Genomic DNA, 15,579 nt, shown 5'->3' with positions numbered 1-15,579 from the left:
GGGCCGTCATGGCCATCTTCGATTCCCCCTGTCCCGCCATCCCGTATCGACCGTAGCGGAAAGTTCGTTCGCGATGCATGAAGAAAGTGCACGCTTCCGCACACCTGCGCGCAACCGATGGGATTTCAGGGCTGAATCTTGACCAAGCACACAGTCGTTTCGTGAACATCACTCGATGCGGCGAAACGAAAGCCCGCTACGCATCTGCTTTCGCACAGGTGCGCGCGCTTAGCCGGGATCCGCTCCGGTGCGGCTGCGCAGATCGGCCCGATAGCGCCGGCTGCACGGCAACGCGGTCGCGTCCTTGAGATGAATGCGCGCATCGCCGGTATCCAGCGGTTCGATGGAAGCCACCTGATCCAGGTTCACGATATAACTGCGGTGGATGCGGGCAAAGCGCGCCGGGTCCAGCTTGGCCTCGATGCCGGCGATGGTGCTGCGCAGCGGATAGTCGTGGCCGCGCACGCGCAGGTTGACGTAGTTGCCCGCCGCCTGCGCCCATTCGATGTCGCTGGCTGCGACCAGGAACTCGCGGCCCAGCTTGCGGACCAGGAACCGTTCCGGCCGTTCCACCGGCTCCAGCGGCGGGCCTTCGTCGGGCACATCGAGCAGGCTGGCCTCGCCCTGCCAGCGGCGCAGCAGGAAACGGTAGACCTCGATGGTCGCGACCGCCCAGATGAACGTGCGTATGTCCTTGAGGTACTCGTAGAAGAATTCGCGCGCCCAGGGACCGAAGTCGTACTCCGAGCCCTGCCAGCGATAGGCCAGCACCCGCAGCGCGACCATGCCCGCCACGTGCAGCAGCGAGTACACCACGCTGGCCAGCAGGTACCAGGGCAACTGCCGCCGCAGGGTATCCCAGTGCAGCGGGAAACGGCGGGTGAACGCGACCACCGCCGGCACCAGCGCCAGCAGCACGATGCCGCTGGAACTTTCCCAGACCACCGGTTCCCAGTCCGCGATCCGCAAGCCGGCCCGATGGACATCCATCACCGTGGTGATGCTGTTGCCGACCACGTTGACCAGGATGCCGATTACCCAGAAGCCGACTTCAAGGCTGCGGCGCCAAGGCTGGAAACGGCGGTAGAGCGTGTCGGAGGAAGATGCCATTGGCGCATTGTAGGTGCGTGCGCCCCCGTGCGCCCCGCTACGGCAGCGCCACCCAGTGGCGAACCAGCAACTGGATTCCCCGGCGATCCTGGTAGTCGTCGGTGTCGAGCTGAAAGACGGCGTGGACGCGCCTCGGTCTTGCCTGTTCACGCCAACCGCCGAACTGGATGGCGCCCAGCGGCTGCGCGCGCCCGGGCAGGCGCAGCGAGAACTTCAGGTGTTTCGCGCCGACCACGCGCCAGTCGATCACCTCGAACTCGCCGTCGAACAGCGGCTCGGGAAAGCCCTGTCCCCAGGGCCCGCCGTCGCGCAGCGCCTCGGCGTGGACGCGGTCGAACTCTTCCGGCAGCAGTTCGCCGTCGCTCAGCCATTCGGCCTGCAGCAGGCTATCGTCCAGCCAGCGCGTGGCGACGTCGCGGAACGCGATCTCGAAGGCCGCCAGGTTCGCCTGCGCCAGGCTCAGGCCGGCGGCCATCGCGTGGCCGCCGAATTTCTCGATCAGGCCCGGATGCGTCGCATCGACCGCCGCCAGCGCGTCGCGCATATGGAAGCCGGGAATCGAACGCGCCGAGCCCCGCAATGAGCTCGCGCCAGGTTCGGCCGGCGCGAAGGCGATGACCGGGCGATGCAGGCCATCCTTGATCCGCGAGGCGACCAGCCCGACCACGCCGGGATGCCACTCGGGATCGAACAGGCACAGCGCCAGCGGCGGTTCGGCTTCCACCGCCGCGAGCTTCGCCAGCGCAATCTGCGCCTCGTCGACCATCTGCTGCTGGACGCCGCGCCGCTCGGCGTTGATTTCGTTGAGGGTGGCGGCCATCCCGCGCGCCTGCTCCGGGTCATCGCAGAGCAGGCATTCGATGCCCAGCGACATGTCCTCCAGGCGTCCGGCGGCGTTGAGCCGTGGCGCGATCGCGAAACCGATGTCGGACGCGGTCAGATGGCGGGCATCGCGGCCGGCGACCTCGATCAGGGCGTGCAGGCCCGCGCTGCCCTGCCCGCCGCGCAGGCGCCGCAGGCCGGCGCCGACCAGGGCCCGGTTGTTGCTGTCCAGCGGCACCAGATCCGCCACCGTGCCGACCGCGACCAGATCCAGCAGCGGGGTCAGGTCCGGTTCGCCTTGCGGCCATCGGCCGCTTTCGCGCAAACGGCGACGCAGCGCGAGCAGCACGTAGAAGGCCACGCCCACGCCGGCCAGCGCCTTGCTGGGGAAGCCGTCCTCGCGCAGGTTGGGATTGACGATGGCATCGGCCGGCGGCAGCGTCTCGCCGGGCAGATGGTGGTCGGTCACCAGCACCTGCCAGCCCTGTGCGCGCGCGCGCGCAATGCCCGCATGGCAGGCGATGCCGTGATCCACGGTGACCAGCAGTTCGGGTTGCAGCGTCGCCAGTTCGTCCACCAGCGAGGGGGACAGGCCGTAGCCATGCGCCATCCGGTTGGGCACCGTCGCGGTGACCCGCGCCGCGCCCAACGCGCGCAAACCTCGCACCATCAAGGCGCACGCAGTCGCGCCATCGCAATCGAAATCGCCGACCACCACGATGTGCCGACCTTCGTCGATGGCCGCCTGCAGCAGGCGACCGGCGGCATCGAGGCCGCCGAGCGCATCGGGGGGCAGCAGTTGCGCCAGGCGCGGCTGCGCCCCGGCGGCGGCACTGACACCGCGACCGGCGTACACGCGTCGCAGCAAGGGCAGGATCTGCGCCGGCCATTCGCCGGCGACCACCGCTTCCCGCCGGCGGATCCGGGGCGAAGGGGTCACGCCGTCAGCCCGGCGGCCGCGCCGTCCAGGCGCGTCAACGGACGACGCCAGAAGCGCCAGCGTTGATCGCGGCGCAGGGTGAAGCGCTCGCCGTCCTCGAAGTCCAGTTCCAGCGCAAGCAGTTCGCCGCGCGCCAGCGCGGCCAGCAGGGGTTGCAGGGCGTCGCGCGCGAACACCTCCGGCTGGCGCAGGTGGCGCAGATCGATGAGCGCGTCGACCGCGCCGCCCTCGCCTTCGGCGGTCACGCCGGCTGCGAGCGCGAGCGCGCGCAATAGCGTGTCCTGTCCCTTGACCTGGCGGAACCGGGTACCCACCGACTGCGGCAGGCGTCCGCCGCCCCAGAACCACAGGGAATTCACCGGGGCCTTGCCCGCAGCCACGCGGCGCGCGTTCCACGGATGGTTGTGCAGCACGATCTGCGCCTCGGTCAGCAACGCGCGCCAGCGGCGGCCGTCGTCGCCCTCGGGCAGATGCGCGAACAGGTCATCGCCGAGCACGTCGCCGATCGGCGCGAACGCCGGCAGCCGCGCATCCGGCGGCAGGCGCAGGTACCAGCGCGAAGGTTGTGGCGCATCCAGCAGCACGCCGGCATCGCCGAACAGTGGCTTCAATGCCGGCAGCAACTGCGCGGTATCCTCGGCGTCCAGCGCCAATGCCTCGCCGTAGGCGAGCATGCGCGCGCCATTCATGTCCGGCGACACGCGCGCGGGATCCGCGCGCAGCCAGGTGGCGCCTTCGGCATCGCCGGCATCCAATTGCCGGGTCAGCGCCGCCACCGGCCAGTGATCGGGCACCAGCCGGAAGTGCCGGCGCAGTTGTTCCCGCTCGCCCGCGTCCAGCGTCTGGCGATCCGCTCGCCCCAGTGCCCTCGCCACCTCGTCGGGCAGGCGTTGGCCGGCCAGGCGGGCGCGGGTGGGCAGCAACAGGGTGGCGGTCGCCATCGCCCGGGTCAGTCGGTGTAGCTGACGCCGACGATTTCGTACTCGCGCTGGCCGGCCGGCGCGTCGATGGTGACCGCGTCACCTTCGTGCTTGCCGATCAACGCGCGGGCCAGCGGCGAGGAGATCGCGATCAGGCCCTGCTTGATGTCCGCCTCCAGGTCGCCCACGACCTGGTAGCGCTTCTCCTCGTCGGTCTCCACGTCGGCCAGCGTCACCGTCGCGCCGAACACGATGCGCGAACCGGCGTTGAGCTTGGTGACGTCGATGATCTCCGAGTGCGAAAGCTCGCTCTCCAGCTGCTTGATGCGGCCTTCGATGAATCCCTGCTGCTCGCGCGCGGCGTGGTATTCGGCGTTTTCCTTCAGATCGCCGTGCGCGCGCGCCTCGGCGATCGCGGTGATGACTTCCGGCCGCTTCACCGTCTTCAGCAGATCCAGTTCCTGGCGCAGCCGCTGCGCGCCCTTCATGGTCAATGGTGCTCTCACCCTTGCAGCTCCTTGTGCAGTTCCTGCAGGGCCCAGACCGGGCCCGTACCGCGGAATTCCAGCGAATGCACCAGCGCGCGGGCGCCGGCGATCGTGGTCGAGTAGGTGACGCGATGCTGGAGGGCCTCGCGCCGGATGGAGAAGGAGTCGGCGATGGCCTGCCGCCCTTCGGTGGTGTTGACGATATACACGATCTCGCCGTTCTTGATCAGGTCGACGATATGCGGACGGCCCTCGACCACCTTGTTGATCTGCTCGCAGGCGAAGCCGTGCTCGCGCAGCCACGCCGCCGTGCCTTGGGTGGCGACCAGGCTGAAGCCGCGCTCGACCAGCGCCTGGGCGACCGGCAGCACGCGCTTCTTGTCCGGATCACGCACCGACACGAACGCCTTGCCCGGCTGCGGCGCCTTGATGCCGCCGGCTTCCTGCGCGCGCGCCATCGCCGCGCCGAAGCTGCGGCCCACGCCCATCACCTCGCCGGTGGAGCGCATTTCCGGGCCGAGAATCGGATCCACGCCCTGGAACTTGGCGAACGGGAAGATCGCCTCCTTCACCGAGTAGTAGTCGGGCACGATCTCGGCGGTGGCGCCCTGCTCTTCCAGGGTTCGACCAGCCATGCAGCGCGCGGCGATCTTGGCCAGCGCCATGCCGGTGGCCTTGGACACGAACGGCACCGTGCGCGAGGCGCGCGGGTTCACTTCCAGCAGGTAGACGGTGTCGTCGCCGTCATCGTTGGACTGGATGGCGAACTGGGTGTTCATCAGGCCGACCACGTTCAATGCCTTGGCCAGCTCGACCACCTGCCGGCGCAGCTCGTCCTGGGTCTTCGCGGACAGCGAGTACGGCGGCAGCGAGCAGGACGAGTCGCCCGAATGCACGCCGGCTTCCTCGATATGTTCCATCACGCCGCCGATCAGCACCTTGCCGGTGCGGTCGGCGATGATGTCCACGTCCACTTCGACCGCGTTGTCGAGGAAGCGATCCAGCAGCACCGGCGAGTCATTGGACACCTTGACCGCGTCGCGCACGTAGCGCGCCAGGTCGGACTCGCCGTAGACGATTTCCATCGCCCGGCCGCCCAGCACGTAGGACGGACGCACCACCAGCGGATAGCCGATCTCGCGGGCCAGCGCCAGCGCCTGCTCGTCGGTGCGGGCGGTGCGGTTCGGCGGCTGCTTCAGGCCGAGCTTTTCGACCAGTTGCTGGAAGCGCTCGCGATCCTCGGCCAGGTCGATCGAATCAGGCGAGGTGCCGATGACCGGCACGCCGTTGGCTTCCAGCGCGCGCGCCAGCTTCAGCGGGGTCTGGCCGCCGTACTGGACGATCACGCCCTTGGGCTGTTCCAGCTCGACGATGGCCAGCACGTCTTCCAGCGTCAGCGGCTCGAAGTACAGGCGGTCGGAGGTGTCATAGTCGGTCGAGACGGTTTCCGGGTTGCAGTTGACCATGATGGTCTCGTACCCGTCCTCGCGCAGGGCGAGCGCCGCGTGCACGCAGCAGTAGTCGAACTCGATGCCCTGGCCGATGCGGTTGGGGCCGCCGCCGAGGATCATGATCTTGTCGCGCGAGGTCGGCTCGGCTTCGCACTCGTCCTCGTAGGTGGAGTACAGGTAGGCGGTACCGGTGGCGAACTCGGCCGCGCACGAGTCGACCCGCTTGTACACCGGCTTCACGCCCAGCGCCTTGCGCAGCACGCGCACGGCGGCCTCGTCGGTGCCGGCCAGCTGGGCCAGGCGCGCGTCGGAGAAGCCCATCCGTTTCAGGCGGCGCATGCGGCGCGCGTCCAGCGAGCCCAGGCCATCGGCGGCGATCTGCTTCTCGTCGGCGATGATTTCCTCGATCTGGTCGAGGAACCACGGATCGATGAACGACAGCGCGTGGACCTGCTCCACGCTCATGCCGGCACGGAACGCGTCGGCCACATGGAACAGGCGTTCCGGGCCCGGCGACTTCAGTTCGCGGCGCAGCTGGGCCAGATCGTCCTCGCTGGACAGATCCAGGCCGGTCGGGTCGAGGCCCACCTTGCCGGTCTCCAGCCCGCGCAGCGCCTTCTGCAAGGATTCCTGAAAGGTGCGGCCCATCGCCATCACCTCGCCCACCGACTTCATCTGGGTGGTCAGGCGGGCATCGGCCTGCGGGAACTTCTCGAACGCGAAGCGCGGAATCTTGGTGACGACGTAATCGATCGTCGGCTCGAACGAGGCCGGGGTCTTGCCGCCGGTGATCTCGTTCTTCAGTTCGTCCAGCGTGTAGCCGACCGCCAGCTTGGCCGCGACCTTGGCGATCGGGAAGCCGGTGGCCTTGGAGGCCAGCGCCGAGGAACGCGACACGCGCGGGTTCATCTCGATGACCACCACGCGGCCGGTCTGCGCATTGACGCCGAACTGCACGTTGGAACCACCGGTGTCCACGCCGATCTTGCGCAGCACCGCGATGGAGGCATCGCGCAGGCGCTGGTATTCCTTGTCGGTCAGGGTCTGCGCCGGCGCCACGGTGATCGAATCACCCGTGTGCACGCCCATCGGATCCAGGTTCTCGATGGAGCAGACGATGATGCAGTTGTCCGCGGTGTCGCGGACCACTTCCATCTCGAATTCCTTCCAGCCCAGCACCGATTCCTCGACCAGCACTTCGGTGGTCGGCGACAGTTCCAGGCCACGGGTGACGATGTCGATCAGTTCCTCGCGGTTGTAGGCAATGCCGCCGCCGCTGCCGCCCAGGGTGAAGCTGGGGCGGATGATGGTCGGGTAGCCGACGCGGGCCTGGATCTCGATCGCTTCTTCCAGGGTGTGGGCAACCGCGGCGCGCGGGCACTCCAGGCCGATTTCACCCATCGCCACGCGGAACAGCTCGCGGTCCTCGGCCATGCGGATGGCTTCGCGCGACGCGCCAATCAGTTCGACGCCGTACTTTTCCAGCACCCCGTGGTCGGCCAGGTCCAGCGCGCAGTTCAGCGCGGTCTGCCCGCCCATGGTCGGCAGCAGCGCGTCGGGCTTTTCCTTGGCGATGATCTTCTCGACCGTCTGCCAGTTGATCGGCTCGATGTAGACCGCATCGGCCATTTCCGGGTCGGTCATGATGGTGGCGGGGTTGCTGTTGACCAGCACCACCCGGTAACCCTCCTCGCGCAGCGCCTTGCAGGCCTGGGCGCCGGAATAGTCGAACTCGCACGCCTGGCCGATGACGATCGGGCCGGCGCCGATGATGAGGATGGTCTTTATGTCGGTGCGCTTGGGCATGGGCTTACTCGAAGAATTTCGGGGGGATGCCGCAGGCATCGGAGATTTCGGTGGCCATCGCCGCCAGTTGGGCATCGCTGGCCGAGGGCTGGTCCTCATCCTGATCGGTGAATTCACCGTAGCCGGACAGCTCGCGCAGGCGGCGGTACTGCGAACCGTAGGCGAAGGTCATGAAGGACACGAGCCGATCCGGCGGCATGCTGCTCGGGTCGAATCCCTGCCCTTCCCCGGCCAGCGCGTTGTCGATGGAAAATCCACCCAGTTCCTTCATCGTGTCGCCGGCGCCTTCGTCCAGCAGCTTCAGCGCGGCCTGGAACTCGTCCGGCGCCTGGTCGGCGTAGGCATCGACGGCGCGCCGCTTGCGGGCCACGAACGCCGGCCGGGCGACCTGCTGGCTGAAGCAGGCGCGCTGCTTGCCATCCAGTTCCGTCTCCAGCGCCTTCGGATCCTTTTCCATCAACTGGGCGAAGATGCGATGGATCGGGAACATGTCGACCAGATACTCGGTCATCCGCTCGCGGGCCACGGCATCGACCGTGGCCGGCGCGGCCGCGGCGGTGCCGGCGCTGGCCAGCAATCCCGCGGCCAGCAGGAGACGCAGCCGCACACGGCTCACGCCGCGCGTTCCATGCTGGCGACGAAGCGGTCGAACAGCGGCGAGACGTCATGCGGGCCGGGCGAGGCTTCCGGGTGGCCCTGGAAGGAAAACGCCGGCGCGTCGGTCAATTCGATGCCCTGGTTGGTGCCATCGAACAGCGAGCGGTGGATGACCCGCACGTTGGCCGGCAGGCTGGACTCGTCGACCGCGAAGCCGTGGTTCTGCGAGGTGATCATCACCCGGCCGGAATCCAGGTCCTGCACCGGATGATTGGCGCCGTGGTGGCCGTGGCCCATCTTGAGGGTCTTGGCGCCGGCGGCCAGCGCCAGCAGCTGATGGCCCAGGCAGATGCCGAAAGTCGGGATTTTCTTCGCCACGAACTCGCGGATGGCGGCAATCGCGTAATCGCAGGGTTCCGGGTCGCCGGGGCCGTTGGACAGGAAGATGCCATCCGGATTCAGCGCCAGCGCGTCGGTGGCCGACGTCTGCGCCGGCACCACCGTCACCTCGCAGCCGCGTTCGGCCAGCATGCGCAGGATGTTGTGCTTGACGCCGAAGTCATAGGCCACGACCTTGAACTTCGGTTCGGCGTGGACGAACTCGCCGCGATCCAGATCCAGCTGGCCGTCCTTCCAGGCGTAGCGTTCGGTGGTGGACACCACCTTGGCCAGATCCATGCCCTTCAGGCCGGGGAACTTGCGCGCCGCTTCCAGCGCCTTGTCCACGTCCACGTCCGCGCCGGCCATCAGCGCGCCGTTCTGGGCGCCGCGGTCGCGCAGGATGCGGGTGAGCTTGCGGGTGTCGATGCCGGCGATGGCGACGATGCCGCGGGCGATCAGCCACTCCGGCAGCGCCACCTGGCTGCGCCAGCTGCTGGGCCGGCGCGGTACGTCGCGCACGATCAGGCCGGCGCCCCAGACCTGGCGCGCTTCGTCGTCCTGGTCGGTGCAGCCGGTGTTGCCGATGTGGGGATAGGTCAGGGTGACCAGCTGGCGGGCGTAGGACGGGTCGGTCAGGATTTCCTGGTAACCGGTCATCGCGGTGTTGAACACCACTTCGCCAACGGAAAGGCCGTCTGCGCCTACGGATTCGCCCTCGAATACGGTGCCGTCTTCGAGTACGAGGATTGCGGGTTGAGTCACGGGGTTCGCCTTGGGGTGGAGGAACCCTGCCCCTCCGACTTGCGGCTGCAAGAAACCGCGGACTCGGCGTTTTTCCGGTCCGGGGCGGTAGGTAACAGGCGAGCGGGAATTATACGGGCGAGCCCCCGCCCGCGCTACAGTTTTTTGACCGATCCACACGCCGTCCGCCGGCGGCGCGCCCGCTGTTCAGTCTGCGGGCGCGCGGGAAAGGCCGCTTTCACGGGGACCGCGTTTCCTGCGTCAGGGCGCCTCCGCGCCGTCCGCTCGCGACGTCCCGGCCGGCACCGGACGCCCCAGGCGCGAGCGCTCGAACCACCACAGCACGCCGGCGAAACACAGCCACCCCAGCCACCACGGCCAGGCGCTGCCGCGCCGCTCCGGCACGCCGCCGGTGGCCGCCACGCGCGCGGGCCGGTCACCGACCAGCCGCAGGGTGGCCTCGCGCAATGCCATCGCCCGCAAACCAGGCGCCTCGCCGGGCGCGCGGACCGCGAACGGCCATTCCGCCTCGCCCATGCGGAGCCGATGCCATCCCCCGCGCGTGGGCCAATAGCCGGCACAGCCCGCCGCACCACCGGCGGGATCCGGCAACAGGGTCGCGACGGCACCATCGGGCGCGATCACCCGCGCCTGGCCGGTGATGCCGCACACGCGCACGCGCTGACCGGCGCGTGCATCCTGTTCGAACACCGGTGCGGCGCCACCGCGCGCGCGCGCCAGGGTGGCGAAGGTTCCGCTCCACAGTTCCGCGTGCAGATCGTCGCGGCCGGCGAGCGTCAACCGGTAGGTGTCGGTCAGGGGCCACACGCCGATCCGGCCGCGTCCCTCCGCCCGCCAGCTCGCCAGCGATTTTCCCGCGGCGTCACGCACCAGGGAGACCGCGTCGGCGCTGTCATCGCGCAGATTGCGCCGGCTCAATGCCGGCGCGCCGATGGCGTCGGTATCGACCGGCGTGTCCCGGCTGCCGGCGCCCTGGCGTGCGCGCAGGCCGTCGTCATCGCGTTCGGGAACCACCAGTCGGACTTCGTTGCCGTCGCCGCCTCCGGACACCGCCAGGCCCAGTGCCCGCAGTTGCCGGCGGGAGCCGTCCGACAACGGTCCTTCCACCCGCAGCAGCACGCCCAATCCTGCGCGCACGGCGGTCACCAGCGCCGTGCGCGACCCATCACCCAGCGTGGCCCAGCTGCGATCGTCGAGCACCAGCAGGTCGAAGCGTTCGAAGGTGGCGGCGTTCAACGCGAGCGGCGCATCGCCCAGTTGCATGCCCGCGCCGACCTGGATCTGGACGTGCGGCGTCATCCCCGCATCGACCATCCAGCGACGCAGGTATTTCAGTTCGGGATTGGGCGCGGCGGCCAGCACCAGCACGCGTGGCGGCGGTTCGCCCGCCACCCGGATCGGCACCTCCACGGTCTCCACCGCACGGCGCGATCGATCGGACAACCGCAGGCGGAACCCCACTTGTCCCGGCGCGCGCGCGGTGCCGCCGACGCTGAAGTCACCTGTCGCCGACGGCGTCGCCGCATCCACCCGGCGGCCGGCCGGATCCAGCAGTTCCACCACCCCGCCCTCCAGCGCGTGCACGCGGCCGGTGACGACGAATGCGGCGCCGGGCGCAACCTGCGCCAGCGCGTCCAGGCGGACCAGCCCGCGCGGCAACGGCGTGGCGGCGAAGCGCAGGCTGTAGTCGCGTGCGGCTTCGAGATCTCGCGGTTCCAGGCCGGCGCCGACGACATGGAGTTGTCGCATGCCCGGATACCGCCGCAGCGCGGTGGCCAGATCCGGTACCCTTTCCGCATCCGGCGTGGCGGGCGCTTCAGGGAGTGCGATCACCCCATCGCCCAGAACGCGCGCGGTGCGCGGTGCCTGCGCACCGGCGGTGAGCACGGTCAGGGTGCCGCGCTGGCCTGGAACCGTTGGCGGCATCAGCGCGAAGTACAGCAGCAGCGCGTAAACCGGCTGCGCCAGCAACAGCACCAGCAGACGCCAGCGGCGCGCGGGTTCGGACGCACGCCGCTGCCACCAGAACAGGCGCGCGATGGCGAGCACGGCGGCGAGCGCGAGCAAACCCGCCAGCAGCATGGCCGGGGTCATGGCGCCCGCTCCCGTCGCAACCCATCCAGGTAGCGTTCGCCGGCGGCATCGGTGGCACGGCGTTGCACCTGTGCCGGCGGACGCGCCAGCACCGGCCACAACCGTTCGCGCAGGCGCTGGCGGCAGGCCAGGCAGGCCGGATCGCCGCGCACCGCGTCGATGGCGGCGAACAGCGACAGCGGATCGGCCACGCGGGTTTCGTTGTCGCGCAGCCAACGTTGCAGCGCGTCGAGATCCGGCGCGGCGCCTTTTGTTCCCTCCGCGGCCTCTTCCAGCGCCTTCCATGCAGCGGCGGGCACCGCGTCGCCCGTCGCCGCCGGCGCGATGGCGAGTTCGCGGCGCGCCAGTCCGTCGCGCTTGCCGGTGAGCCGGCGGCTTTCGTCGATGGGCGGCAGTTCCGGTCCCACCCGCGCCAGGTAGATGCGACTGGCCTGCTGCACTTCCTTGATGTAGCCCAGCGCCTTGTAGGCGAACGGCAGCGCCTGATCCGGACGTCCCTGGCGCAGGTGCAGCTCCGATTGCCACATCTGGTCCAGCGCCTGCTTCAGCGTCGCGCGGGTTTCGGGATCCAGCAGGGTCGCCGCTTCGGCGTGATCGTGGGTATGGCCGTATTCGGCCAGCACGTCCTGTTCCCGGCCCATGCCTTGCGGTGCCTCCGCGGAAACGGGTGCGGATGCGGTGTCGCCATGATCGTGGCCGTCGTCGTCGTGATGCGTTTCTTCGGCGTCGTTGGTCGGCGGCGGCTCGGGCTCGCCTTCGGCCTCCTCGCCCAGGAACTGGCCGTAACGCAGTCGCAGGATGCGCTGGTCCACGCCGATTTCGTCCGAACGCCGCAGGAAGCGATCCGCGGCGAGCCGGCGCTTGTCCTTCTGCAGGGCCTCGGCGTCGAGGATGATCTGGCGCTGGCTGCGGAAGTAGGCCGGCAGCACCTTCTTGACCATCCCTTCCAGCGCGCCGCTCTCGTTGCCCGCATCGGCGGGCCAGCGCAGGATCAGGCCGGGACTGCGCGCGGACTGCGGCCGTGGCTGGCGGTTGTCCGCCACCGTCAGCTGGACGATCAGATCGTCACCGACCGCGAAACCCGCCTCCGCCAGATCCAGCGCGATGTCGAAGCGCCGCGCGGTCGCGGCGCCCTTGCCGGCCACGACCCGCGTGCGTTCGCGGAACTGGATGTTCTCGCCGCTGCCCTGCGCCAGGGTCACCCGCAACTGCGCCTGCGCGGCGACGCCATGGTCGTCCTTCACCTCGAAGGACAGCGGCCAGCGACGCTGTCCCGGCGCCAGCAGGCTGAGGCCGCGATCCGGCGCCAGCACCGTGATCTGCGGCGGGCGATCGGCAATGGCGTCGATGCGATGCAGGCGAGGTGCGGGCTGCGCGGGCACGCCCTGCGGCAACACCCGGTACAGCACCGACTGGTCCAGGGTCATGCTAGCGGTCCAGAGATCGCCGTCGCGGGTCAGCGCGATGCGCCGGCCCTGATGGAAAACCAGTTCGGCCGCGGCCGGCTGCGGGGCGAAGCGCAGCGTCCAGGTCAGGCGGGAACCGGCCGGCGCGCGGGTGTCCAGGCGGGCTTCGTCGCGTGCGGTTTGCCGTGTATAGGCGGGCGGGACGATGCGCAGCTGCTGTCCGACCAGGCGCGGGACGCCGGCGACCACCGGCACTTGTTCGTCACTGGGCGCGAGCCTGGCCTGCGTCGGCTTCGGCGTCGGCCACGCCAGCAGCAGCGTGGCCGCCAGCAGGCCACCGGCCCAGCCCGCGATCAGCCAGCGCCGCGACCAGGCAGGCCGCAGTGCGGACGCGGGCACCGAGGCCAGGCGCGGTTGCAAGCGCGCGCGCTGCAAGCGCTGCAACGGATTCAGCCGCGCCGGTTCGGCGAACAGCAGATCGCTGCTGTCCTCCATCTCGCCGCGCGCGTCCAGCCGTTCCACCAGCCAATGCGCATCGAACCGGCGCGCGCGCCAGGCGGCCATCGTCGCCAGCAACACCGCGCCAGCCACGCCGGCGATCAGCACCACGCTGGCGCCACCGCATCGCCAGCCCGACAGCATCGCCACCGCCAGCCACGGCAACCCGGCCAGTGCGGTATCGAGGACCGCGCGCCGTCGCGCGGTGGCCAGCAGACCTGGCAGCACGGCTGAACTCATGGCGCGGCGCTCCGCCTGCGCGAGGTCGCCCAGCCACGTTCCAGTACCAGCAACAGCGCTATCAACATCGTCAGCCAGGGCTGCAGATCGCGGGGCGCTTGCGGATAGGCCGCCGCGCCGGACAGCGGTGCGTAGTCACGCGCGGCCACCCGCGCAGGCGCCGGCATCGGCTCGGCGAACAGTTCGCGCAGCCGCGCCGGAAACACCGGTTCCAGCAGTTGCGGCATGACCGAAGGCTGCAACGGACGGGTGAAGCGCAGTACGCGTCCCTGCCCCAGCGCGCCACCCTCGACGATCGTCGCGCCGGTTTCGTCGGTCCAGTAGGGCGTCATCGCGCCGACATCGCCGATCCGTGCCTGTGCATCCAGCAATGCCGTGCCGCCCGCAGCGATCCATCGGCGAATCGCCGGGGGAACCTCGCCCGGCGCCAGCCAGATCAATGCACGTGCATCGCCGGCCAATGGCTGCCCGGTATCCGCCACCGAGATTCGGGTCGCGATCGCGGTTCCGCCACTCCAGCTCTCGATCGCCGCGCGCAGGTAGCGCAGCGCGTCCTGCCGAGCTGGCGCATGACGCACGGACAGAACGGGCGGCTCGGTCGCGCCGCGCTGGAACGCCGATGGCGGCAAACGCGGCAGCTCGCGCCAGTCGACGGCGCGCGACAGCCGCGGGCGCTCACCGTCCGCGCCATCGAACCAGGCGGGCATCACCACCGTCAGCGCGACCTCCGGCGGCAGATCCGCATCCAGTTCGCGCAGCAGGCTGGCGGTGGGTGCCGGCGAAGCCGGCGCGGGCGAATCCAGGGGTGGAAATCCCGGCGCCAGCCAACGCGATTCCGAATCCGTTCCGCCCCACTGGCGCGCGACGCTCGCGTCCACCTCCGGCGACACCACGACCCACGGTGTTCCGCCATGGATGCCTTGCAGGACCGGCCGCGCCAGCCACAGCGCGAGCAGGGCCAGCAGCAGCAGGCGCAGGAGCAGCAACCCGCGTTCGTCGAAGCGGATGCGATGGCGTGGGCGCGGCTTCTGGCGCAGCCAGCGCAGCGCGGCGAAATCGGTCGGACGCTGTTCGCTGCGCCGCGCCAGATGAACCAGCAGCGGCAGCAGCAGCGCGCCGAGGGCAGCCAGCGCGGCGGGCAGCAGCAACGCCAGGCTCATGCGTATTCCGCCGCGTCACGCGCGCCGAACAGCCGTCGCAGCGGCAGATCCAGTGGCTGATCCAGGAAGTGCTCGGCATGGCGGATGCCGCTGGCATCCAGGCGCGCCTTGAGCGCGCGCTGGGCTCCGGTAAAACGCGCCAGATAGTCGGCGCGCATCGCCGCGCCATCGCCCAGCAGTTCCTCGCCGGTTTCCGGATCCCGGAAACGGTGGCCGCCGGTGAACGGAAAATCGCGCTCCTCCACGGTGAGCAGGGTGATCACCAGCACCTCGCGCCGCGCCGCCGCCAGGCGCTCGGCGATGGCCACGCTGGCCTCGTCGAAGCAATCGCCCAGCAGCACCACCAAATCACCGGCGCCGACGCGCTCCCACAGCGGGGTGAGCTGTTCCGGCTCGGGAAACGCCCCCTGCGCGGCCAGGCCGTGCAGTTCCAGCAGCAGGCGATCGCGCTGGCGGATGCCGGTGGCCGGCGCGACCAGCCGCAGCCCGTCCGCACGCAAGGCCACCAGTCCGAACCGGTCGCCTTGCCGCAGCGCCAGTTCGCCCAGGCAGGCCGCCAGCGCCTTGGCCGCATGCAACCGCGACCAGCCGGGATTCGCGCCGTCCGCCTGCGCCATCGAGGCACTGGCGTCGATGAGGATCCACAGCGCCAGCGGGCTTTCGCGTTCGGCCTCGCGCACGAAGAAGCGATCCGAACGCGCGTACAGTTTCCAGTCGATCTGGCGCGGTTCGTCGCCCGGCTCGTAGGCGCGGTACTGGGCGAACTCCAGCCCCGCCCCGCGGCTGCGGCTGCGATGCAGGCCGATGCCCTGCCCGCCGATCGCGCGACGCGAGGTCAGCCGCAGATCCTTCAGGCGGCTCCGTACGTCGGGCGGGATCGGGTCGTACGACATCGGAGGTGGAC

Annotated in this window: 11 protein-coding genes; all 11 read right to left on the bottom strand. The window is 69.9% G+C overall.

All coding sequences use genetic code 11. The features are described from left to right. Positions 1-228: 228 nt before the first annotated feature. The 11 genes from IB228_RS05635 to IB228_RS05585 all read right to left on the bottom strand — a co-directional run bounded on the left by IB228_RS05635 (position 229) and on the right by IB228_RS05585 (position 15,568). Positions 229-1,110 carry a LytTR family DNA-binding domain-containing protein gene (locus tag IB228_RS05635; protein ID WP_192197795.1) on the bottom strand — a complete coding sequence of 294 codons (882 nt, stop codon included), beginning with the start codon at positions 1,108-1,110 and terminating at the stop codon, positions 229-231. Positions 1,111-1,147: 37 nt separating this feature from the next. Next, positions 1,148-2,872, bottom strand: coding sequence for a single-stranded-DNA-specific exonuclease RecJ (recJ, locus tag IB228_RS05630; RefSeq protein ID WP_192197794.1), 1,725 nt, complete (start codon positions 2,870-2,872; stop codon positions 1,148-1,150). Next, on the bottom strand, positions 2,869-3,813 hold the full coding sequence (locus IB228_RS05625; protein WP_183641549.1) for a phosphoglycerate mutase: 945 nt from the start codon (positions 3,811-3,813) through the stop codon (positions 2,869-2,871). The genes recJ and IB228_RS05625 overlap by 4 nt, the downstream gene beginning before the upstream one ends. An 8-nt stretch (positions 3,814-3,821) precedes the next feature. Then, positions 3,822-4,286, bottom strand: coding sequence for a transcription elongation factor GreA (gene greA / locus IB228_RS05620; RefSeq protein WP_181444083.1), 465 nt, complete (start codon positions 4,284-4,286; stop codon positions 3,822-3,824). Between the two features lie 8 nt (positions 4,287-4,294). Beyond that, positions 4,295-7,537 (bottom strand): carbamoyl-phosphate synthase large subunit, encoded by a 3,243-nt coding sequence (gene carB / locus IB228_RS05615; RefSeq protein ID WP_183641557.1) that lies wholly within the window; start codon positions 7,535-7,537, stop codon positions 4,295-4,297. Between the two features lie 4 nt (positions 7,538-7,541). Next, positions 7,542-8,153 carry a hypothetical protein gene (locus IB228_RS05610; RefSeq protein ID WP_183641559.1) on the bottom strand — a complete coding sequence of 204 codons (612 nt, stop codon included), beginning with the start codon at positions 8,151-8,153 and terminating at the stop codon, positions 7,542-7,544. Further along, a complete protein-coding gene (gene carA, locus IB228_RS05605) occupies positions 8,150-9,277 on the bottom strand; it encodes a glutamine-hydrolyzing carbamoyl-phosphate synthase small subunit (RefSeq protein ID WP_183641569.1) in 1,128 nt (375 codons plus the stop codon). The genes IB228_RS05610 and carA overlap by 4 nt, the downstream gene beginning before the upstream one ends. A 240-nt stretch (positions 9,278-9,517) precedes the next feature. After that, positions 9,518-11,371, bottom strand: coding sequence for a carboxypeptidase regulatory-like domain-containing protein (locus IB228_RS05600; protein ID WP_183641571.1), 1,854 nt, complete (start codon positions 11,369-11,371; stop codon positions 9,518-9,520). After that, complete coding sequence (locus IB228_RS05595; protein ID WP_183641573.1) at positions 11,368-13,515, bottom strand: DUF4175 domain-containing protein; 2,148 nt, start codon at positions 13,513-13,515, stop codon at positions 11,368-11,370. Before IB228_RS05595 ends, IB228_RS05600 begins: the two co-directional genes overlap by 4 nt. Continuing rightward, positions 13,512-14,675: a BatA domain-containing protein gene (locus IB228_RS05590; RefSeq protein ID WP_192197793.1), complete on the bottom strand. Its 1,164-nt coding sequence runs from the start codon at positions 14,673-14,675 to the stop codon at positions 13,512-13,514. Before IB228_RS05590 ends, IB228_RS05595 begins: the two co-directional genes overlap by 4 nt. Continuing rightward, positions 14,672-15,568, bottom strand: coding sequence for a DUF58 domain-containing protein (locus IB228_RS05585; RefSeq protein ID WP_192197792.1), 897 nt, complete (start codon positions 15,566-15,568; stop codon positions 14,672-14,674). Before IB228_RS05585 ends, IB228_RS05590 begins: the two co-directional genes overlap by 4 nt. Between the last annotated feature and the right edge of the window lie 11 nt (positions 15,569-15,579).

The sequence above is a fragment of the Pseudoxanthomonas sp. PXM04 genome, assembly GCF_014851695.1.
In the GTDB taxonomy this organism is placed as follows: domain Bacteria; phylum Pseudomonadota; class Gammaproteobacteria; order Xanthomonadales; family Xanthomonadaceae; genus Pseudoxanthomonas_A; species Pseudoxanthomonas_A beigongshangi.
Note: the sequence above shows the minus strand (reverse complement) of the source record. Positions and strands in the feature narration are given on the sequence as shown.